The sequence below is a fragment of the Micromonospora sp. RB23 genome (genome assembly GCF_053585025.1).
Genome location: NZ_CM132111.1, coordinates 1,800,028 through 1,819,939 on the forward strand (window position 1 = coordinate 1,800,028; position 19,912 = coordinate 1,819,939).

18 protein-coding genes and 1 riboswitch are annotated in these 19,912 nt (G+C 72.2%); of the genes, 12 read left to right on the forward strand and 6 right to left on the reverse strand.

All coding sequences use genetic code 11. The features are described from left to right. Window positions 1–9: 9 nt before the first annotated feature. The 3 genes from ACTFTM_RS08345 to ACTFTM_RS08355 all read left to right on the forward strand — a co-directional run bounded on the left by ACTFTM_RS08345 (window position 10) and on the right by ACTFTM_RS08355 (window position 3,332). Window positions 10–1,257 (forward strand): sugar ABC transporter substrate-binding protein, encoded by a 1,248-nt coding sequence (locus tag ACTFTM_RS08345; RefSeq protein WP_449565246.1) that lies wholly within the window; start codon window positions 10–12, stop codon window positions 1,255–1,257. Between the two features lie 70 nt (window positions 1,258–1,327). Next, window positions 1,328–2,446: a carbohydrate ABC transporter permease gene (locus ACTFTM_RS08350; RefSeq protein WP_449565247.1), complete on the forward strand. Its 1,119-nt coding sequence runs from the start codon at window positions 1,328–1,330 to the stop codon at window positions 2,444–2,446. 1 nt (window position 2,447) lies between these two features. Further along, window positions 2,448–3,332, forward strand: coding sequence for a carbohydrate ABC transporter permease (locus ACTFTM_RS08355; protein ID WP_449565248.1), 885 nt, complete (start codon window positions 2,448–2,450; stop codon window positions 3,330–3,332). 37 nt (window positions 3,333–3,369) lie between these two features. Here ACTFTM_RS08355 and ACTFTM_RS08360 read toward each other — a convergent pair whose 3' ends face one another. After that, window positions 3,370–3,945 (reverse strand): N-acetyltransferase family protein, encoded by a 576-nt coding sequence (locus ACTFTM_RS08360; protein WP_449565249.1) that lies wholly within the window; start codon window positions 3,943–3,945, stop codon window positions 3,370–3,372. A 36-nt stretch (window positions 3,946–3,981) separates the two neighbouring features. Here ACTFTM_RS08360 and ACTFTM_RS08365 point away from each other — a divergent pair, with 36 nt between their 5' ends. Further along, window positions 3,982–5,256, forward strand: a complete 1,275-nt coding sequence (locus ACTFTM_RS08365) for a glycosyltransferase 87 family protein (RefSeq protein ID WP_449565250.1) — start codon at window positions 3,982–3,984, stop codon at window positions 5,254–5,256. On the opposite strand, the gene ACTFTM_RS08370 is transcribed toward ACTFTM_RS08365, so the two are convergent. Continuing rightward, window positions 5,155–5,706, reverse strand: coding sequence for an N-acetyltransferase family protein (locus ACTFTM_RS08370; protein ID WP_449565251.1), 552 nt, complete (start codon window positions 5,704–5,706; stop codon window positions 5,155–5,157). The genes ACTFTM_RS08365 and ACTFTM_RS08370 overlap by 102 nt on opposite strands. A gap of 80 nt (window positions 5,707–5,786) precedes the next feature. Here ACTFTM_RS08370 and ACTFTM_RS08375 point away from each other — a divergent pair, with 80 nt between their 5' ends. The 5 genes from ACTFTM_RS08375 (at window position 5,787) to ACTFTM_RS08395 (ending at window position 11,570) form a co-directional block, all read left to right on the forward strand. Next, on the forward strand, window positions 5,787–7,016 hold the full coding sequence (locus tag ACTFTM_RS08375; RefSeq protein ID WP_449565252.1) for a winged helix-turn-helix domain-containing protein: 1,230 nt from the start codon (window positions 5,787–5,789) through the stop codon (window positions 7,014–7,016). Between the two features lie 4 nt (window positions 7,017–7,020). Next, a complete protein-coding gene (locus ACTFTM_RS08380) occupies window positions 7,021–7,608 on the forward strand; it encodes a DUF2752 domain-containing protein (protein ID WP_449565253.1) in 588 nt (195 codons plus the stop codon). Window positions 7,609–8,114: 506 nt separating this feature from the next. Then, window positions 8,115–8,855, forward strand: a complete 741-nt coding sequence (gene thyX / locus ACTFTM_RS08385; RefSeq protein WP_449566576.1) for an FAD-dependent thymidylate synthase — start codon at window positions 8,115–8,117, stop codon at window positions 8,853–8,855. A gap of 47 nt (window positions 8,856–8,902) precedes the next feature. Beyond that, window positions 8,903–9,829 (forward strand): 4-hydroxy-tetrahydrodipicolinate synthase, encoded by a 927-nt coding sequence (gene dapA, locus ACTFTM_RS08390; RefSeq protein ID WP_433537556.1) that lies wholly within the window; start codon window positions 8,903–8,905, stop codon window positions 9,827–9,829. 52 nt (window positions 9,830–9,881) lie between these two features. Beyond that, complete coding sequence (locus ACTFTM_RS08395) at window positions 9,882–11,570, forward strand: ribonuclease J (protein ID WP_422738863.1); 1,689 nt, start codon at window positions 9,882–9,884, stop codon at window positions 11,568–11,570. Between the two features lie 170 nt (window positions 11,571–11,740). Here the strand turns inward: ACTFTM_RS08395 and ACTFTM_RS08400 are convergent, their stop codons facing one another. Next, window positions 11,741–13,315: a YbjN domain-containing protein gene (locus tag ACTFTM_RS08400; protein ID WP_449566577.1), complete on the reverse strand. Its 1,575-nt coding sequence runs from the start codon at window positions 13,313–13,315 to the stop codon at window positions 11,741–11,743. A 95-nt stretch (window positions 13,316–13,410) separates the two neighbouring features. Continuing rightward, window positions 13,411–13,881, reverse strand: a complete 471-nt coding sequence (locus tag ACTFTM_RS08405) for a YbjN domain-containing protein (protein WP_449565254.1) — start codon at window positions 13,879–13,881, stop codon at window positions 13,411–13,413. Window positions 13,882–13,994: 113 nt separating this feature from the next. Between ACTFTM_RS08405 and ACTFTM_RS08410 the strand changes: the two genes are divergently transcribed. Beyond that, a complete protein-coding gene (locus ACTFTM_RS08410) occupies window positions 13,995–16,448 on the forward strand; it encodes a DNA translocase FtsK 4TM domain-containing protein (RefSeq protein ID WP_449565255.1) in 2,454 nt (817 codons plus the stop codon). A gap of 66 nt (window positions 16,449–16,514) precedes the next feature. On the opposite strand, the gene ACTFTM_RS08415 is transcribed toward ACTFTM_RS08410, so the two are convergent. Both ACTFTM_RS08415 and ACTFTM_RS08420 read right to left on the reverse strand, forming a co-directional pair. After that, on the reverse strand, window positions 16,515–16,760 hold the full coding sequence (locus ACTFTM_RS08415) for a hypothetical protein (RefSeq protein WP_449565256.1): 246 nt from the start codon (window positions 16,758–16,760) through the stop codon (window positions 16,515–16,517). A 73-nt stretch (window positions 16,761–16,833) separates the two neighbouring features. Next, a complete protein-coding gene (locus ACTFTM_RS08420) occupies window positions 16,834–17,148 on the reverse strand; it encodes a DMT family transporter (RefSeq protein WP_449565257.1) in 315 nt (104 codons plus the stop codon). 36 nt (window positions 17,149–17,184) lie between these two features. Continuing rightward, window positions 17,185–17,255: riboswitch (guanidine-III (ykkC-III) riboswitch) on the reverse strand. Window positions 17,256–17,347: 92 nt separating this feature from the next. Between ACTFTM_RS08420 and ACTFTM_RS08425 the strand changes: the two genes are divergently transcribed. After that, window positions 17,348–18,271: an ornithine cyclodeaminase family protein gene (locus ACTFTM_RS08425; protein ID WP_449565258.1), complete on the forward strand. Its 924-nt coding sequence runs from the start codon at window positions 17,348–17,350 to the stop codon at window positions 18,269–18,271. An 80-nt stretch (window positions 18,272–18,351) separates the two neighbouring features. Beyond that, window positions 18,352–19,860, forward strand: coding sequence for a 30S ribosomal protein S12 methylthiotransferase RimO (gene rimO / locus ACTFTM_RS08430; RefSeq protein ID WP_449565259.1), 1,509 nt, complete (start codon window positions 18,352–18,354; stop codon window positions 19,858–19,860). The last annotated feature ends 52 nt before the right edge of the window (window positions 19,861–19,912 follow it).

Below are 19,912 nucleotides of genomic sequence, written 5' to 3' on the forward strand. Positions count from 1 at the left end.
GAGAAACCCATGGCACCCAGAACCCTCACCCGGGCAGCGGTCGCCGGCCTCGCCGCCGTCGCGCTGTTCGGCTCCGCGGCCTGCGGCAGCGGCTTCGACGACTCCGGCGACGCCGCCCAGTCCAGTGGTCCGGCCAACCTGCAGATCCTCATCGGCTCCTCCGGCGAGGCCGAGACCAAGGCCGTCCAGGACGCCGCCGCCAAGTGGGCCAGCAGCTCCGGCAACACCGCGACGGTCACCCCCGCGCAGGACCTCACCCAGCAGCTCGGCCAGGCCCTCGCCGGAGGCACCCCGCCGGACGTCTTCTACGTCGACGCGGCCCGCTTCGCCGACTACGCGAGCGTCGGCGCGCTGGAGCCGTACGGCGACAAGCTCGCGGACAAGGGCGACTTCTACGAGAGCCTGCGTATGACGTTCAGCTACGACAGCAAGCTCTACTGCGCTCCCAAGGACTTCTCCACCCTGGCGCTGCAGATCAACACCGACCTGTGGGCCAAGGCCGGGCTGACCGACGCCGACGTGCCGACCACCTGGGACCAGCTCACCGTGACCGCCCAGAAAATCAAGGCGAAGGGGCAGGTCGCCCTGGCGCTCGGCGACACCCGCGACCGGATCGGCGCCTTCCTGGTGCAGAACGGTGGCTGGCTGATGAGCGAGGACGGCAAGCAGCCGACCGCCGACAGCGCGAAGAACCTGGCGGCCCTGGAGTACGTCAAGACCCTGCTCACCTCCGGCCTGGCCAAGTACCCGAAGCAGCTCGACTCGGGCTGGTCCGGCGAGGCGTTCGGCAAGGGCAAGGCCGTGATGACGATCGAGGGCAACTGGATCAAGGGTGCCATGCAGAACGACTTCCCGAACGTGAAGTACAAGGTGGTGCCGCTGCCGGCCGGGCCGAGTGGTCAGGGCACCCTCTCGTTCACCCAGTGCTGGGGCATCGCGGCGAAGAGCAAGTACAAGGACCAGGCGATCAAGTTCGTCGAGGCGATGACCGCCGGTGAGCAGCAGTTGACGTTCGCCAAGGCGGTCGGTGTCATGCCGTCGCGGCAGTCGGTGCGCGATCAGTACATCGCCGCCTCCCCGGGCGACAAGGTCTTCATCGACGGCGCCGCGTACGCCCAGGGCCCGGTGAACGCGCCGAAGATGGACAGCGTCCTCAAGGATCTCGACACCGGTCTGCAGGGCCTGGCCAACGGCGACCCGAAGACCGTGCTGCAGAACTTCGACAAGAACGCCAAGGCGGCGCTCGGCGGTAGCTGACGAGTCGGCGGGGGCCCCACGGACCAGGGACCCCCGCCGCACGTCGGCCCGAGAGAGGAAGGGAGGGGAGATGGCAACCGAGACACTGACCGCCACGGCCACCGCGCCCGGCGCGGGCCGCCGCCGCCGTGGTGGCGTTCGCGGCAACGAGAACCTCGCCGGCTGGCTGTTCGTCGCGCCGGTGATCGTCATCCTGGGGCTGTTCCTGCTGCTGCCGATCCTGATGGCGCTCTGGGTCAGCCTGACCGACTGGAACGGCCAGGGCAGCCCGTTCACCGGCGACGTCCCGTTCGTCGGCGCGCACAACTACACCCAGTTGTTCACCGAGGACGGGTTGGCCCGCCGCGACTTCATGACCAGCATCCGCAACAACATCTACTACGTGGTCATCGTGGTGCCGACGCAGACCGTGCTCGCGCTGGGGCTGGCGCTGATCGTCAACAACCGGATGCTCAAGGGCAAGAGCTTCTTCCGCAGCGCCTTCTACTTCCCCTCGGTCACCAGCTCGGTCGCGATCAGCGTGGTGTTCCTGTTCCTGTTCGCCAACTCCGGCGCGGTGAACGCGCTGCTCGGCTTCCTCGGCATCGACGGACCGGAGTGGTTCGCCGACTCCCGGGGCGTCCTGCACCTCCTGCTCGGCGCGGTCGGCGTCGACACGCCCCCGGCGGCGCTGACCGACGGCGGCCCGTTCGGGCTGACCTGGTGGGACTGGCTCGCCGGCCCCAGCGTCGCCATGACCTCGATCATCACGCTGGTCGTCTGGACGACCTCCGGCACGTTCATGCTGATGTTCCTGGCCGGGCTCCAGAACGTCCCGGTGACCCTCGACGAGGCGAGCACCCTCGACGGCGCGTCCCGCTGGCAGCGCTTCCGTCACGTCACGCTGCCGATGATCAGGCCGACCACCTTCCTGGTGCTCACCCTCGGCCTGATCGGCTCCTGGCAGGTCTTCGACCAGGTGTACGTCATGAGCCAGGGCGACCCGGCCAAGACCACCCTCACCCCGGCGTACCTGTCGTACCGGACCGCCTTCCGGGACTTCGACTACGGATCCGGCGCGGCGATCTCGTTCGTCCTGTTCCTGATCATCATCGTGCTCACGCTGATCCAGCGCCGCGCGCTGGCCGAGCGGGACACCGACCGACCGCGCCGCGGCTGGCGGCGTCGGCGCGTACCGGAGAGGCCCTGAGATGACCGTGCGCACCGACCGCCCGGCGGGGCCCGCGCGCGGCGACCAGCGCGCGGCCCGCACGCTGGCCACCCGCTTCCTGGGGTACGCGACGCTGGTCTTCTTCGGGTTGGTGTTCCTCTACCCGTTCGTCATCCAGATCGGCAACTCGCTCAAGACCGAGCCGGACGCGGCGGCCAACCCGCTGTCGCCGTTCCCGGACCCGCTCACCCTGGCCGGCTTCGAGCGGATCTTCGCGGGCACCAACTTCCCGCTCTGGCTGGGCAACTCGCTGCTGGTGACCGTGCTGGTCACCCTCGGTCGGGTGTTCTTCGACTCGCTCGCCGGGTACGCCCTGGCCCGGCTGCGGTTCGCCGGACGCGGCGGGCTGTTCGCGGCCGTCATCGCGGTGATGGCGGTCCCCGGTGTGGTCCTGCTGATCCCGAAGTTCCTGGTGCTCAACCAGCTCGGCATCTACAACAGCTACGCCGGCCTCGTGGTGCCGCTGCTGGCCGACGCGGCGGGCGTGTTCATCATGAAGCAGTTCTTCGAGTCGATCCCGGTGAGTGTGGAGGAGGCCGCCCGCATCGACGGGGCGAGCATCTTCCGCACCTTCTGGTCGGTGGTGCTGCCGATGGCGAAGCCGGCCCTGATCACCCTGACCATCCTGTCGTTCCAGGGCTCCTGGAACGAGTTCCCGCACAGTCTCGTGTCGGTGCAGGACCCGGAGCTGTTCACCCTGCCGCGTGGCCTCGCCGACCTGGTCAGCGGCTCGCTGGGCAGCGGCACCCAGTACCCGCTGAAGCTGGGCGCGGCGCTGCTCGCCACCATTCCCGTGGCGATCATCTTCGTGGTCTTCCAGCGCTACTTCGTCCGCGACGCCAACGACGGATCGGACAAGGGCTGACCGTGCCGGTGCGGCGGCCCGCAGCCGCCGCACCGGTTCACTCGGTCTTCTCCGGCGGGACGGCCACGTGCAGGCGCACCTGGGGCACCAGCATGTCGTCGACGTCCAGCGCCCTGGCCGCGCCGTCGGGCTCCCAGCCGGTGCTGGTAAGGAACTTCCGGGTCGCCTCGTCGCCGTCGAACGCCCAGGCCACCGCCCGACTCATCCCGTCGGAGCGCCACAGGTCGACGGTGGCGGCGAGCAGCCGGCTGCCGTGCCCCCGCCGACCCCAGCGCGGCTCGACCAGCAGGTCGGTCACCGCCGCCACGTCCGGGCCCAGTGCGTCGGCCGGCTCCCCCGGAGCGAGGGCCTCGCCGTCGGCCGGGCCGGAGGCGGCGAACCCCACCAGATACGATTGCTCCGCCTGTTCGACGGCGACCAGCACCCGGTGCGCGCCCGAGGGCGGCTCCAGCACCGCGGCGCTCCACCGCCGGGCGAGGAACGCCTCGTCCAGGTTGTCGAGCACGTGCCGAGGCAGGATCCGGCGGTACGCGACCCGCCAGGTCGCGAGCTGGATGCGTGCGATCTCGCCGGCGTCCTCGGGACGCGCCGGGCGGACGTACCCGAGAGCCATGGGACGCAAGCCTACTCAAGGGCCAGGGAGGCGACGGTGGCGCAGGGTGCCAACAGGACGGCCGCGCAGGTCGTCGGGGTGGTGGTGCTCGCCGTGGCGGTCACCGCGTTCCTCTCCGTCGCCGCCGTGCGGCACGGCTTCTTCGACCTCAAGGTCTACTACGGCGCGTTGACGTGGTGGGTGCACGACGGCGGGGAGATCTACGACTACCTCAAGCCCACCACCCAGTACGGCTTCACCTACCCGCCGTTCGCCGCGCTGGTCATGCTGCCGATGGCGTACCTGCCGTGGACGGCCGCGATCGTGGTGAGCGTGCTCGCCAGCGTGGCCACCACCACCGTGCTGATCTGGTGGTTCGTCGACCCGATCGCCCAGCGGGCCGGCTGGACCCGCTGGTTCGCCCTCGCCGTCGCGCTCTGCCTGGCCGCCGCCTTCGAGCCGATGCGCGAGACCGTCAACTTCGGTCAGGTCAACACGCTGCTGCTCTTCCTGGTCGCGGTCGACCTGCTCCGGCTGCTGCCCGCCGGCAACCGGTGGGCGGGTGTGGGCATCGGCCTGGCCACCGCGATCAAGCTGACCCCCGGCATCTTCATCGTCTACCTGCTGGTCACCGGGCGGTGGCGCGCAGCTCTCACCGCCAGCGGCACGGCCGCCGGGGTGACCGTGCTGGCCGGCGCGCTCTTCCCGGACGCGTCCCGGGAGTTCTGGACCGAGGCGCTGTGGAACACCGGGCGGGTGGGCGAGCTGGCGTTCGTCTCCAACCAGTCGCTGCGCGGCGTGGTCGCCCGCCTCGACCCGCAGCACCCGAGCACCCTGCTCTGGCTGCTGCTGGTCCTCGGCGCCCTGGGGCTCTGGGCCTGGCGGTCCCGCGCGGCCGTCGCGGCCGGCGACGAGGTCACCGGCCTGGCCCTGACCGGCGCGGTGATGTGCCTGGTCAGCCCGGTCACCTGGGTACACCACCTGGTCTGGCTGCTGCCCGCGCTGATCCTGCTCGTCGACAACGCGATGGCCGCGCCGGCCGGCCGTCGCCGGCGCGTCCTGCTGGTCGCCGCGATCATCGGGTACGTGCTGCTGATCAGCCGGACCGTCTGGTTCTGGGAGAAGGACTTCACCGGCGTCGACGGCTTCCTCGGCAGCAACGCGTACGTCTGGATCAGCCTGGCGCTGCTGGCCTTCCTGCCGATCCGCCGGTGGCTGACGCCGGGTGGGTCAGTCGTCGAGGCGTCCGGCGTACCGCAGCTCGACGAGCCCGACCGGCCCACGCCCGCCGGCGAGCGGCACCTGGTAGGTCGACCGCTCACCGTCCGGTGACAGCCCGGCCCGTTCGTAGAACCGGCGGGCCCGCCCGTTGTCGGCCAGCACCCACAGCCGGTAGCCGGTCCAGCCCCGCTCGCTGAGCCCGGCGCGGGCGGCCGAGAACAGCGCGGTGGCCGTCCCGTCGCCCCAGAACGCCGGCTCGACGTAGAGCGCCAGCACCTCGCCGACGCTCGGATCCAGGTCGTCCCGATCCTGGTTGCGGCGGTACGGCCCGAAGGTCGTGAAACCGACGGCCAGCCCGTCCACCTCGCCGAGGAGGGTGGTGAACGGGTGCTCCGGCTCGGCGGTGCCCACCTCACGGCGGCGCTGCGCCCAGGCCGCCACGTTGAGCCGACCGAGCACCTCGTCCGGCATGACACCGGCGTAACCCGACTGCCAGCCGTGCACGTGCACCCGGGCGATCGCCTCGGCGTCGTCCGGCTCCTCCCGGCGGATGGTCAGCATTGCACCGTTCTATGCCCCGATGACGGTCGGAGTCCAGCTTCCCGCACCGACGTCGTACCGATGATTTATCGTCGCCGACGATGGCCGCACCGGAATCACTCTCGCTCGCCCAGGCCCGGCGGGTGGCGCTCGCCGCCCAGGGCTTCGCCGACCCGCCGCCGACCGGCGTGCCCACCCGTCGGCACCTGCGCCGGGTCCTGGACCGGGTCGCCCTGATCCAGATGGACTCGGTCAACGTGCTGCAACGGGCGCATTACCTGCCGCTCTACAGTCGACTCGGTCCGTACCCGACGGCCCTGCTGGACACCGCCGCCTACCGCCGGCCGCGGGAGCTGTTCGAGTACTGGGGCCACGAGGCGTCCCTCGTACCGGTCGGGCTGCACCCGCTGCTGCGCTGGCGCATGGCACGGGCGCGCAGCGAGGCCTGGGGCGGCATGCGGCGCATCGCGCAGGAGCAGCCGGACCTGGTCACCTGGGTGCGTGACGAGGTGGCCGCCCGGGGGCCGTTGACCGCCGCCGAGATCGAGCACGACGCGCCCCGGCAGACCGGCAACTGGGGGTGGAACTGGTCGGCGGTCAAGCAGGCGTTGGAGTTCCTGTTCTGGGCCGGCGAGGTGACCGCCGCCGAGCGCAGCACGTCCTTCGCCCGCCGCTACGACCTGCCCGAGCGGGTGCTCCCGACGTCCGTGCTGGCCGCGCCCACCCCGACCGACGCCGAGGCGTACCGCGGTCTCGTGGCCCTGGCCGCGCGGTCGCTCGGGGTCGCCGCCGAGCCGGAGCTGCGCGACTACTTCCGGCTGCCGGTCGCCGGGGCCCGCCAGGCGGTCGCCGAGCTGGCCGAGGCCGGCGAGCTGGTGCCGGTCACCGTGGCGGGCTGGCGGCAGCCGGCCTGGCTGCACGCGTCGGCGCGGCTGCCGCGCTGGGTTCGGGGCAACACGCTGGTCAGCCCGTTCGACCCGCTGATCTGGGAACGTGCCCGCACCGAGCGGCTGTTCGACTTCAGCTACCGGATCGAGATCTACGTGCCGGCGCCCCAGCGGGTGTACGGCTACTACGTGCTGCCGTTCCTGCAGGGCGACCGGTTCACCGCCCGGGTCGACCTGAAGGCCGACCGCAAGGCCGGGGTGTTGCTGGTGCCGGCCGCGTGGCTCGAACCAGGGGCCGACGCGGGGGAGACCGCCGTGGCCCTCGCCGCCGAGCTGTACCGGTTGGCCGGCTGGCTCGGGCTGGACGCGGTCGCGCCCCCGGCCGCCGGCGACCTGGCCGGTCCGCTCACGGCCGCCCTGGCGAGCGTGTCGGGTGTACCGTGAATGCGTGACGAGCGTTCCCGGACCGGTCGACCAGTCACCGCCCACCGCCGGTGCCGGTGCCGTCCACACGGCGTCCGCCCCCGATGCTGCCCCGAGCGGGTGGTCGGCGGAGCCGCCCGTCGGTTACCCCTACCCGGCGCCCGAGCCGGACCGGCTCACCCGGCTCGTCCTGCGGATCCACGAGCGTTCACCGCGCTGGGCCGTGCCACTGGCCGCGGTCGGCTGCGTCGGGCTCGGCATGGCGTACGCGCTCGTGAGCAACCCGGCCCACGCCGACCCGGACGCCGCGCCCACCTGCATACTCAAGCTGACCACCGGGTTCGACTGCCCGGGCTGCGGCGGCACCCGCGCCCTCTGGTACGTGTTGCACGCCGACCTGCCGGCCGCCGCCCGACACCACTTCCTGTTCGTCTTCTCCCTGCCCTTCCTGGCCTACCTCTTCGTGGCCTGGGCGGGCAACCAGGCGTTCGGCTGGCGGCTGCCCGAACTGCGGATCAGCCCCAAGGTCATCGGCGGCTTCATGGCCGCGTGGCTGGCGTTCACGGTGGTGCGCAACCTGCCCTGGGCGCCGTTCACCTCGCTCTACGTCTGACCGCGCTCTGCGTCTGACCGCGCTCTGCGTCTTACCGCGCTCTGCGTTCGACCGCGCAGTAACTGCCAGCTCGGTCCGCGCGGCCGTTCGCGTCTGGCTGTCTCTTCGTCGCTCGGCTTGCGCTCCGGCAGCCCGGCAGCCCGGCGGCACGGAGCAGGTCGAGCGCCCTCCGGGTGTGGTGTTCGGACGCTTTGGAGCTGAATCGTTGACGACATCACGTGATCTCTGCTGCCAGCCGATGTCATAAACGATTCAGCTCCAAAGGACCTGAGCCCAGGCATGCGCCCCGACCGTCGGGCCCAGTGGTGAGGCCGACCGATCTCTGCCGTGCCGTGCCGTGCCGTGCCGTGCCGTGGCGGTGCGGGACCACGCCGGCGCCGGCGCCGGCGCCGGCGCCGGCGCCGGCGCCGACGCCGTCGCCGCGGAGTGAGTGATCGACATTGCACGGGGCGCGCCTGAGTTGGGCCGGGAGGCGGCACGCCACTACAGTCCCAGGCATGCCGGAGATGGTGCAGCCCCAGGTCAAATTGATCGCGTGGACCCAGTTCGCGGCCCCGGACGACGTGCCGTGGTCGACTGACGCCGAGGGCGGCCAGGCGCTCGCCGAGTTCGCCGGGCGGGCCTGCTACCAGTCGTGGAAGAAGCCGAACCCGGCGACCGCCACCAACGCCGGTTACCTGGCGCACATCCTCGAGGTGGGTCACCTGAGCGTGCTGGAGCACGGCTCGGTGACCTTCTACTTCACCGGGGTGTCCCGCTCCTTCACCCACGAGCTGATCCGGCACCGGCACTTCTCGTACTCCCAGCTCTCGCAGCGGTACGTCCCCGAGCGGGACGCGGCAATGGTCGAGCCGGCGGTCATCGCCGACGACCCGGAGCTGCACAAGAAGTTCGTCGAGGCCGCCGAAGCGAGCGTGCGGGCGTACACGGAGCTGTTGGAGGGTCTGGAGCAGCGCTTCTCCGACGAGCCGAACCCGACGTTGCGCCGCAAGCAGGCCCGGCAGGCGGCCCGCGCGGTGCTGCCGAACGCCACCGAGACCCGGATCGTGGTCACCGGCAACTACCGGGCCTGGCGGCACTTCATCGCGATGCGGGCCACCGAGCACGCCGACGTGGAGATCCGCGAACTGGCCGTGGAGTGTCTGCGTCAGCTCCAGGGGGCCGCCCCGAACGTCTTCGCCGACTTCGTGATCACCACCCTGCCGGACGGCACCGAGGTGGCGGCCAGCCCGCACGAGGCGTCCTGAGCCCTTCCCCGGCGGGCTCCGGCTGGTCGTCCGCTAGGTTGGAGGGTATGACGCAGGACCACCCCGACGCCGCAGCCCGACCGGTGTCCCGCCCCTTCGGGCGGGTGCTCACGGCCATGGTGAGCCCGTTCACCGCCGACGGCTCACTCGACCTCGACGGCGCCGCCCGACTGGCGAGCCACCTGGTCGACGAACAGGGCAACGACGCGCTGGTGGTCAACGGCACCACCGGCGAGTCGCCGACCACCACCGACGCGGAGAAGGAACGCCTGATCCGCGCCGTGGTCGAGGCCGTCGGTGACCGCGCCCGTGTCGTGGCTGGTGTCGGCACGAACGACACCCGGCACACCATCGAGCTGGCCGCCTCCGCCGAGAAGGCCGGCGCGCACGGGCTGCTGGTGGTCACGCCGTACTACAACAAGCCGCCGCAGAGCGGGTTGCTGCGGCACTTCACCGCCGTCGCCGACGCCAGCGGACTGCCGGTGATGCTGTACGACATCCCGCACCGCTCCGGCGTGCCGATCGACACCGAGACACTGGTCCGGCTCGCCGACCACGGCCGCATCGTCGCGGTCAAGGACGCCAAGGGCGACCTGATCGCCACCAGCTGGGTGACCAGCCGGACCGGCCTCGCCTACTACAGCGGCGAGGACGCGCTCACCCTGCCGGCGCTGGCCGTCGGATGCGTGGGCGTGGTCGGCACCTCCACGCACTTCACCGGGGCGCTGACCGCACAGATGATCGAGGCGTACGACGCGGGGGACATGCCTACCGCGCTGACCCTGCACCGGCGGCTGCTGCCGCTGTTCACCGGCATTTTCCGCACGCAGGGCACCATCCTGGTGAAGGCCGGCCTGGCGTCGCTGGGCCTGCCTGCCGGCCCGGTGCGGCCCCCGCTCGTGGACGCCACCAACGACGAGATCGCCCAGCTGCGCGCGGACTTCGCGGCAGCGGGCCTGGAGCTACCCGAATGATCGAACGACACGACGGGCGCCGGGTGACGGCGTCGCAGAATGAGGTGGACGAGTGACCGAGGCGCACATCGAGGCGGAACTACCCCCGCCGCTGCCGGAAGGTGGCCTGCGGATCATCCCGCTCGGCGGGCTCGGCGCCATCGGTCGGAACATGACCGTCTTCGAGTACGACGGCAAGTTGCTGATCGTCGACTGCGGGGTGCTCTTCCCCGACGTCGAGCAGCCGGGCGTGGACCTGATCCTGCCCGACTTCGGCCCGATCCTGGACCGTCTCGCCGACGTCCAGGCGATCGTGCTGACGCACGGCCACGAGGACCACATCGGCGCGGTGCCGTACCTGCTGGCCCACAAGCCCGACATCCCGCTGGTCGGCTCGCAGTTCACCCTCGCCCTGGTCGAGGCGAAGCTGGCCGAGCGGCGGATCCAGCCGTACACGCTGACCGTGCGCGAGGGCGGCCGTGAGCGGCTCGGGCCGTTCGAGTGCGAATTCTTCGCGGTCAACCACTCGATCCCGGACGCGCTCGCGGTGGCCATCCGCACCCCGGCCGGGCTGGTGCTGCACACCGGCGACTTCAAGATGGACCAGCTCCCGCTGGACGGCCGGATCACCGACCTGGCCGGCTTCGCGCGGCTCGGCGCCGAGGGCGTCGACCTGCTGCTCTCCGACTCCACCAACGCGGAGATCCCCGGCTTCGTCACCCCGGAGCGGGAGATTGGACCGGTGCTCGACTCGATCTTCGCGAAGGCCAAGGGCCGGATCATCGTGGCCTCGTTCGCCTCGCACGTGCACCGGGTGCAGCAGGTCTTCGACTCCGCCGCCGAGCACGGCCGCAAGGTCGCCCTGATCGGCCGGTCCATGGTCCGCAACATGGGCATCGCCCGCGACCTGGGCCTGCTCAACATCCCGGCCGGCCTGGTCATCGGGATCGAGGAGGCGACGACGCTGCCTCCGGACCAGATCGTGCTGATGTCCACCGGGTCGCAGGGCGAGCCGATGAGCGCGCTCGGCCGCATGGCCAGCGGTGACCACCGGCACATCACCATCGCGCCCGGTGACACCGTCGTGCTGGCGTCGTCGCTGGTGCCGGGCAACGAGACCTCGGTCTACCGGGTCATCAACCGGCTCGCCCGCGCCGGGGCGGTGGTCGTGCACAAGGACGTCGCGAAGGTGCACGTCTCCGGGCACGCGCCGGCCGGTGAGCTGCTCTACCTGCTCAACGTGGTCCGACCCAGCAACCTGATGCCCGTGCACGGCGAGTGGCGTCACCTGCGCGCACACGCTCGGCTCGGCATCGAGTCCGGTGTCGCCCCCGACCGGGTGGTGATCTGCGAGGACGGCGACGTGGTCGACCTGGTCGAGGGCCGCGCCAGCCTGGTCGGGCACGTCAAGAGCCGGTACGTCTACGTCGACGGCCTCGCCGTCGGCGACGTCAGCGAGTCGCTGCTCACCGAGCGGCGCATCCTGGGCGACGGCGGGTTCATCGCCACGACCGTTGTCGTCGACTCGGTCACCGGCAAGGTGGTCGCCGGTCCGACGCTGTCGGCGAAGGGCTTCTCCGAGGACCCCGAGGCGTTCAACCCGGTGATCCCGCTGGTCACCGAAGCGCTCAACCGCGCGGCCTCGGACGGCATCACCGACCCGCACCAGCTCCAGCAGATCGTCCGGCGGACGGTGGGGCGGTGGGTCAACGACGCGTACCGGCGGCGGCCCATGATCGTGCCCACGGTCGTCGAGGTCTGACGCACGTGTGACCGGGCCGGTCGCCGACGTCCCCCGTGGATGTCGGTGACCGGCCCGGATTCTGTTGCGGGCCACGGCGATACCACAGTTGTCCCGCGCGTCCGGTTGCGCGCTGTCGGAAGTCGCGCAGTCGCGCGCGCGGGGGTGCGAACTGCGGGCCGTCCCGCGAGTCAGGGCAGGGCGGCGACGGCCTCCGCGTACGCGACGCCGGTGGCGATGGCGGCGTCCACCAGCACCCGCAACTGCTCCGGCGCGACCCCGTGCGCGAGGTCGGTGGCCACGTCCCCGGCGAGCACGATCTCGGTGTCCAGGTCGTGGGCGTACGCCTTGGGCAGCAGCCGGTCGTGGTTCCACGCGTTGCAGAAGGCGTACGCCTCGGACCTGCGCGCGGCCGGTAGCCGTCGGTCGGCCATCGCCCGGGTGTGCAGCACCTCGCCCCGCTCGCCGGCCCGCCGGAACTGGATCACGGCGGCCCCCCACCGGCCGACCACCGTGCCGTCGTCGTCGACCAGGTACCGGTCGCCGCGTCGGTCGAGCGTCGCGGCGATGAGGTCAGCGGTGAGCGCCATCAGCTCCCGCTCGGAGTCCCGGTCGACCCCGGCCTCGGCTCCGGCTCCGGCCCCAGCCTCGTCCTCTTCCCCGTCGGCGCCGTCGGCGGGCAGCGGCACGGTGGTCGCGGCGGGGCGTTCGGCCAACCAGGCCGCGATCCTTCCGGACTGGTGACCGGTGCCGTTGCGGGCGTCGAAGCTGCCGGCCAGGTCGGTGGCGAGGCCGAGCAGCAGCGCGCCGAGCGTCGAGGTGTCCAGCTCCGTGGCCGGACGCTCGCCGTACGCCGGGCGGCGCACCCGCCGCTCGCCCAGCCCCGCCTCGTCGGCCAGCCCGCAGACCAGCGCTCCCGCCGCGGCGAACTCCATGGCGGCGAGGTCGTCGGTGGGCCGGTCCAGTCGGGGTAGCTGCTCGGCCAGGATGGCCAGCCCGCGGTCCAGATGCCCGCCGAGCGCGCAGAACCGCAGGTGCGCGGCGAGATGCCCGAACGCGGCACGCTCGTGCCGGTGCCGCCGGTACGCCCGCACGTGCGCCGCCGCCGCCTCCTCGACCGCACCGAGCCGTAACCGTGGCAGCAGTCCGGCGACCAGGGCCCGCTCGGGCTGGTCGGTGCAGGTCGGCGCACCGGTGTCGTACACCTCCAGTTCGGCGCGGGCCGCCTGCCACTCGCCCCAGCCGGCCAGCAGCTCCGCCCGGCGGGCCGGGGCGCAGCCGGGACACCCGCCGGCCGGACCGCCACGCGTACCCGCCCACTGCCGATAGAAGCGCCGGGCGGTGGGCTCGTCGCCCAGGTGGTCGGCGATCCGGCACCGCAGTTCGGCGACTGTCGGCGCGTCGAGCCCGTCCGTTCCCACCCGCTCGGCCAGGTCGTCCAGGAGCAGACGGGTCTGGTCCAGCCCCACGCGCGGGGTGCCGAGCAGCGCCTCCACCGCGTACCGCTGGTAACGCGTCAGCAGCACGGTCTCGGCGTCGCCGAGCAGCCCGGGCCACCGGTCGGCGGCGGCCCGGCAGCGTCGTACCGGCTCGACGATCCGCCACCGCTCGCCGTGCAGCAGGTACGCCTCGATGAGCGCGAACCTCGCGTCCAGCGCGGACCGGACGTCCCCGGCGGCGTCGGCGCGCTCGGCGATCCCTTCCAGGGCAGCCAACCGGCCGGGCCCGTCGGGCAGGTCCCGGGCGTCGGCCAGCGCGGACACCAACGCCGGGACGCGCTGACCGACGCGTCGCCCGTCGTCCCCACCGGAGGGCGCGTGCACCCGGTCGGTGCGGCTGCCCGTGGTCTCCTCCCGGCCGGTCACGACAGCACCGCGCCGGGCAGCCGACGGACCGCCACGGCGAGTTGGCAGCCGGTGGTGATGCCACAGTCGAGCAGCCGGTCGAGCTGGTGCGGCGTGACGCCGCGTTCCAGGTCGGTGATCACCTCACCGTGGATCCGGGCCCGTCCGACGTCGTCCACGTGCACGAACGCCTTGGGCCAGAGCCGGTCGTGGTTCCACGAGTTGCAGAAGGCGTAGAGGTCGGGCACCCGCTCGATCCCGAAGGTCGGCGCGACCATCGTGCGGACCTGGAGCATCTCGCCGTCGGCGCCGAGGCGGAGGAACCAGATCAGGTTGTCGTCGAAGCGCCCCACGAGGTCGCCGTCGGGGGCACGGCCGACCGCACGGCCACGCGCGGCGAGCACCGCGGCGACAAGCTCGCCGGTCAGCGGGCGTACCGCATCGGGGTGCCCGGCCAGCGGATCGTCCTCGAGTCCCGGCGACGCCATGGGGCATCCCTTCTGAGGCGGATATCACGACCGGCGGCAGGGTCCGTGCTGCGACGCGCGGACACGACCCGGAAAAGCGGCGATCTGCCCGGCCCCACCGTTACCGTGACTCTATGGCGGGCCGTACCTCTCAGGCGAGCCGGCGACGCGGCGCGTCGCCGCGCGGTGGCACCAACAGCCGTGCCCGTCAACCGGCGAAGAAGACCCGCGCTCCGGTACGACGGCGCACCACACCCGCCCGTCCGGGCCCGGCCGTCTACGTCGGCCGCGCCGTGGGTGCACTGTGGATGGGGCTGGCGCACGGCATGGGGTGGGCCGTGCGGGCCGCCGGACGGCAGGCCGCTTCCGCCCGCGACCTGGATCCGGAGCACCGTCGCGACGGGGCCGGGCTGCTGCTGTTCGGGCTGGCCCTGCTCAGCGCCGTGGCGCTGTGGTTCTCCGGCGCGGGCCCGGTGGGCGCCCGTCTGGCCGACACGGTCCGGCTGTTCCTCGGCGCGATCTCCGTCGTGGTGCCGGTGCTGCTGATGATCGGCGCGTGGCGGCTCATGCGTCAGCCGGCCGATCCGGAGCACCGGGGTCGAGGGCTGATCGGCTGGGGTTCGCTGCTGGTGTCGACGGCCGCGCTGCTTGAGATCGGCCAGGACCCGGTGGACACCGTGGAGCGTGACTTCGCCGGCGGCCTGATCGGCGCCGGTGTGGGCGGGTTGCTGGAACGGGCGGTCACCGCCTGGGTGGCCGTACCCCTGTTGGTCCTGCTCCTGCTCTTCGGCCTGCTCGTGGTCACGGCGACGCCGATCAACAAGATTCCGGAGCGGCTGGGCCTGCTCGCCGGCACACTGGTCGCGCCTCCGGAGGCCACCGAGGAGGACGACGAGCCGGTCGCCCGGCCCGCCCGCAAGCGGCCGGCGAAGCGGATGCCGCCACCGATCGACCCGGACGACTTCGAGGATCTGGAGGGCGCGGACCTCCAGGAGACCATGGTCCTGCCGCGCAAGGCCCCGGCGAAGGTGCCGGCCAGCCGCAAGCCGGCCGAGCCGCCCGAGCACTCGCCCGCGCCCACCCGCGCCGAGCAGCTCGCGTTGACCGGGTTGGCGGGCGACTACACCCTGCCGCCGGCCAACATGCTCAGCAGCGGGGCCGCGCCCAAGACCCGCAGCAAGGCCAACGACGAGGTGATCGCCGCGCTGACCGGCGTCTTCGACCAGTTCGACGTGGACGCCGCCGTCACCGGCTTCACCCGTGGCCCGACGGTCACCCGGTACGAGGTGGAGTTGGGGCACGGCGTCAAGGTCGAGCGGATCACCCAGCTCTCCCGCAACATCGCGTACGCGGTGAAGTCGCCGGACGTACGGATTCTCAGCCCGATCCCGGGCAAGAGCGCGGTCGGTGTGGAGATCCCGAACACCGACCCGGAGAACGTGGCGCTCGGCGACGTGCTGCGCTCGCGGGCGGCGACGAGCGACCACCATCCGATGGTGGTGGCGCTCGGCAAGGACATCGAGGGCGGCTACGTGGTGGCCAACCTCGCCAAGATGCCGCACATTCTCATCGCCGGCGCGACCGGCGCGGGTAAGTCGTCCTGCCTGAACACCCTGCTGGTGTCGATCCTGACCCGGGCGACGCCGGACGAGGTGCGGCTGCTGCTGATCGACCCGAAGCGGGTCGAGATGACCGGCTACGAGGGCATCCCGCACCTGGTCACGCCGATCGTCACGAACGCCAAGAAGGCGGCGGACTCGCTGGACTGGGTCGTGCGCGAGATGGACATGCGCTACGACGACCTCGCGGCCAACGGGGTCCGGCACATCGACGACTTCAACCGTAAGGTCCGCAACGGCGAGATCAAGGCGCCGCCCGGCAGCGAGCGGGAGATGCGCCCGTACCCGTACCTGCTGGTGATCGTGGACGAGCTGGCCGATCTGATGATGGTCGCGCCGCGTGACGTGGAGGACTCGGTCGTCCGGATCACGCAGTTGGCGCGGGCCGCCGGCATCCACCTGGTCCTGGCCACCCAGCGTCCCTCGGTCGACGTGGTGACCGGTCTGATCAAGGCGAACGTGCCGTCCCGGCTGGCGTTCGCCACCTCGTCCCTCGCGGACTCGCGGGTCATCCTGGACCAGCCGGGCGCGGAGAAGCTGCTCGGCCGGGGCGACGGGCTCTTCCTGCCGATGGGCGCGTCGAAGCCGGTCCGCATCCAGGGGGCCTGGGTCACCGAGCGCGAGATCAGCGACGTGGTGAAGTTCTGCAAGGACCAGCGTGAGCCGGAGTTCCGCCCGGACGTGCTGGCTCCCGCCCAGGACAACAAGAAGAAGATCGACGAGGACATCGGCGACGACCTCGACCTGCTGGTGCAGGCCGTGGAGCTGGTGGTCACCTCGCAGTTCGGCTCCACCTCGATGCTCCAGCGCAAGCTGCGGGTCGGTTTCGCCAAGGCGGGTCGCCTCATGGACCTCATGGAGACCCGTGGGGTGGTCGGGCCGTCCGAGGGTTCGAAGGCACGCGACGTGCTGGTCAAGCCGGACGAGCTGGAGGAGGTCCTGGTCGGCCTGCGCGGCGACGTGGACTGACCACACCCGACCCCGGACACACGACGGGCCCGCCGGTATCCGGCGGGCCCGTGACGTCGGGAGCGTTCAGTTGTTGATCAGCGCGGCGATGACCACCAGGCCGATGATCGCGGCGACGACGTTGGCCGCGGCGGCGTACCAGCCCAGCGGCTTGTCACCCAGGACCGCGCCGACGATGCCGGCGATGATGCCGAGCACGCCGAAGATGATCGGGTTGAGCAGCAGGGCGAGCACCGCGAAGACGAAACCCACGATGGTGAGGATGCGGGCGGCGTTGCTGCGCGGGCGGGCAGTGGTGGGAATGTCGGTCATGTCTTCCTCCGGATGAGAGCCTGTCGTGACGAATCGATCACTACCCACTGTGGGTGCTCGCCACGCGTGGTCGTCAATGGAAGATCTTGAGGCCGACCACGCCGGCGACCACCAGCAGCAGGCAGAAGACCCGGGGCAGGCTCACCGACTCGCCGAGCGCCACCATGCCGACCACCGCGGTGCCGACCGCGCCGATGCCGACCCAGACCGCGTATCCGGTGCCGACCGGGATGTCGCGCAGGGCGTACGCCAGGCCGCCCATGCTCAGCACGAGGGCCAGCACGAACACCACCGACGGGAGCAGCCTGCTGAAGCCGGCGCTGCGGTCCAGGGCGATGGCCCAGGCCGTCTCCAGCAGACCGGAGATCACGAGTACGAGCCAGGCCATCGTTCACCTCACGAGGACGAGTCGGGTCTGCACACTGCCGGGGCGTCTTGGCCTGACCGGGTACGCCCACCGCTCGTCCGGAGTGACCACCGCGTCCGGGTCACCACGGCCGACGCTAGCACCGGCCGGCGGCCCCGGTCGGTGACTCACGCCACCACGCATTGACCTCTACTTTGCTTCAACTTGCACTATGGCGGGCATGGCCCTGCTCTACGCCGACCCCGAGGTCGCCGCCGCCCTGGACGCCGCCACCACCGTCGACGCCATGCGGGCCGCCCTGGTGGCCGCGTACGAGGGACGGTTGATCGCCCCACCCCGGGCCGCCGCCCCGCTCGGCGGCGGCCGGATGGTGCTCACCGCCGGGCACCTGGTCGGCCACTGGTACGGCTACCGCTCGTACGACACGTTCGGCCACCCCAACGGGGAGCAACTGGTCGTGCTGCACGACGCCGACACCGGCGCGGTCCGGGCCGTCGCCGTCGGCGAGGAGCTGGGCTCCCGTCGTACCGGCGGGCTGGGCGGCGTCGCGGTGGACGCGTTGGCCCGCCCGGACGCGACCACCCTCGGCGTGATCGGCTCCGGCCGGCAGGCGTGGACCCAGGTGTGGGCCACCGCGGCCGTGCGCCCGCTGCGGGAGGTGGTGGTGCACAGCCGTTCGACGGCGCGCAGGGAGGCCTTCGCCGCCCGGGTACGCGCCGAACTGGGCGTGCCGGCCCGCGCGGTCGCCGACCCCGGCGCGGCCGTCACCGGCCGGGACATCGTGGTGCTCGCCACCACGAGCCCCACGCCGGTGCTGCGCGCCGTCGAGGTGAGCCCCGGCACGCACGTCAACACGGTCGGCTTCAAGCAGCACGACCGCAGCGAGTTCGGCACCGACCTGCTGGACGTCGCCGACCTGCTGGTCACCGATTCGCCGGCCCAGGCGGCCGACTACCAGCCGCCGATGCTCGCGGCCCTGCCCCCGTACGCGGAACGGTTGCGTGACCTGGGCGGCATCCTGGCGGGCGCGGTTCCCGGCCGGACCACGGCGGACCAGGTCTCCGTCTTCTGCTGCACGGGCCTGGCCGGTAGCGAGGTCTTCCTGCTCGACGCGCTGACCCACGCGACCGCCGTGACCCGGTGACCGACGCGGGCGAGCGGGGTGTTCCCGCCGGCCAGCGTGCCCGCGTGCGTGGGCTACCGCGAGCGGCCCGGTACCCTCGGATGGTGTCTGCCACCTCTCCTTCCGCTTCCGACAACGCCGAGGGCCGTCGCGTCGCCCTGCTCACCCTGGGCTGCGCCCGTAACGAGGTCGACTCGGAGGAGCTGGCCGCCCGGCTGCACGCCGACGGCTGGCAGGTGAGCACCGACGGCGAGGGCGCCGACGTGGTGGTCGTGAACACCTGCGGCTTCGTGGAGAAGGCCAAGCAGGATTCGATCCAGACGCTGCTCGCCGCCGCCGGGACGGGCGCCAAGGTGGTGGCCGCGGGCTGCATGGCCGAGCGGTACGGCAAGGAGCTGGCCGACAGTCTGCCCGAGGCGCAGGCGGTGCTGAGCTTCGACGACTACCCGGACATCGCCGCCCGGCTCAACGCCGTGGTCGCCGGTGAACAGGTCACCGCGCACACCCCGCGCGACCGCCGCGAGTTGCTGCCGCTGACGCCGGTGAAGCGCCGGGACAGCGGTGTGTCCCTGCCCGGGCACGGCACCGTGGCGCGCGCCACCGTCGACGCCGACGAGCACACCCCCGCGCACCTGCGTCAGGTGTTGCGCCGTCGACTGGACACCGGCCCGGTCGCCTCGTTGAAGCTGGCCAGCGGCTGCGACCGGCGCTGCGCGTTCTGTGCCATTCCGGCGTTCCGTGGGGCGTTCGTCTCGCGCACCCCGGACGAGCTGCTCGCCGAGGCGGAGTGGTTGGCCAAGACCGGCGTACGGGAGCTGGTGCTGGTCAGCGAGAACTCCACCTCGTACGGCAAGGACCTCGGCGACCCGCGTGCGCTGGAGAAGCTGCTGCCGCAGCTCGCCAGGGTGTCGGGCATCGTCCGGGTGCGGGTGAGCTACCTCCAGCCGGCCGAGACGCGGCCCGGGCTGGTCGAGGCGATCGCCGGTACGCCCGGTGTGGCCCCGTACTTCGACCTGTCGTTCCAGCACTCCAGCGAGCCCGTGCTGCGCCGGATGCGGCGTTTCGGCTCCACCGACCGGTTCCTGGAACTGCTGGCCAGCGCCCGGGCGCTGGCGCCGGAGGCGGGCGCGCGCAGCAACTTCATCGTCGGCTTCCCCGGCGAGACCCGCGCCGACGTCGACGAGCTGGTCCGCTTCCTGACCGAGGCCCGGCTCGACGCGATCGGCATGTTCGACTACAGCGACGAGGACGGCACCGAGGCCGCCGGGCTGCCCGGCAAGGTCTCCGCCGCCACCATCAAGCGGCGGTACGACCGGCTCAGCGCGCTCGCCGACGAGCTCTGCTCCCAGCGGGCCGAGGACCGGCTCGGCTCGACCGTCGAGGTGCTCGTCGACGCGATCGTGGACGGCGTGGTGGAGGGCCGGGCCGCGCACCAGGCGCCGGAGGTGGACGGATCGACCACCCTGGTCGCGCCGGTCGACGGCGGGGTGGACCTGGCCGCGTTGCGCCCGGGTGACCTGGTACGGGCCACGGTGACCGGCACCGAAGGGGTGGATCTGCTCGCGGTGCCGGATGAGATGATCTCGGCGGCGCCCGGCGCGGCACGGTGACGGCGGGCCCGGACGGAGCGGGGGAGCCAGGTGTTGCGGTGCCGGGAACGCC

Bases quoted from the DNA above. Each gene is read 5' to 3' on its own strand.
- ACTFTM_RS08360 (WP_449565249.1), bottom strand. From the start codon at position 3,945: ATGGCTCTCGGGTACGTCCGCCCGGCGCGTCCCGAGGACGCCGGCGAG.
- ACTFTM_RS08410 (WP_449565255.1), top strand. From the start codon at position 13,995: ATGGCGGGCCGTACCTCTCAGGCGAGCCGGCGACGCGGCGCGTCGCCG.
- ACTFTM_RS08420 (WP_449565257.1), bottom strand. From the start codon at position 17,148: ATGGCCTGGCTCGTACTCGTGATCTCCGGTCTGCTGGAGACGGCCTGG.
- ACTFTM_RS08405 (WP_449565254.1), bottom strand. From the start codon at position 13,881: ATGGCGTCGCCGGGACTCGAGGACGATCCGCTGGCCGGGCACCCCGAT.
- ACTFTM_RS08415 (WP_449565256.1), bottom strand. From the start codon at position 16,760: ATGACCGACATTCCCACCACTGCCCGCCCGCGCAGCAACGCCGCCCGC.
- ACTFTM_RS08425 (WP_449565258.1), top strand. From the start codon at position 17,348: ATGGCCCTGCTCTACGCCGACCCCGAGGTCGCCGCCGCCCTGGACGCC.
- thyX (WP_449566576.1), top strand. From the start codon at position 8,115: ATGGTGCAGCCCCAGGTCAAATTGATCGCGTGGACCCAGTTCGCGGCC.
- ACTFTM_RS08345 (WP_449565246.1), top strand. From the start codon at position 10: ATGGCACCCAGAACCCTCACCCGGGCAGCGGTCGCCGGCCTCGCCGCC.
- ACTFTM_RS08350 (WP_449565247.1), top strand. From the start codon at position 1,328: ATGGCAACCGAGACACTGACCGCCACGGCCACCGCGCCCGGCGCGGGC.
- ACTFTM_RS08370 (WP_449565251.1), bottom strand. From the start codon at position 5,706: ATGCTGACCATCCGCCGGGAGGAGCCGGACGACGCCGAGGCGATCGCC.
- rimO (WP_449565259.1), top strand. From the start codon at position 18,352: ATGGTGTCTGCCACCTCTCCTTCCGCTTCCGACAACGCCGAGGGCCGT.
- ACTFTM_RS08375 (WP_449565252.1), top strand. From the start codon at position 5,787: ATGGCCGCACCGGAATCACTCTCGCTCGCCCAGGCCCGGCGGGTGGCG.
- dapA (WP_433537556.1), top strand. From the start codon at position 8,903: ATGACGCAGGACCACCCCGACGCCGCAGCCCGACCGGTGTCCCGCCCC.
- ACTFTM_RS08355 (WP_449565248.1), top strand. From the start codon at position 2,448: ATGACCGTGCGCACCGACCGCCCGGCGGGGCCCGCGCGCGGCGACCAG.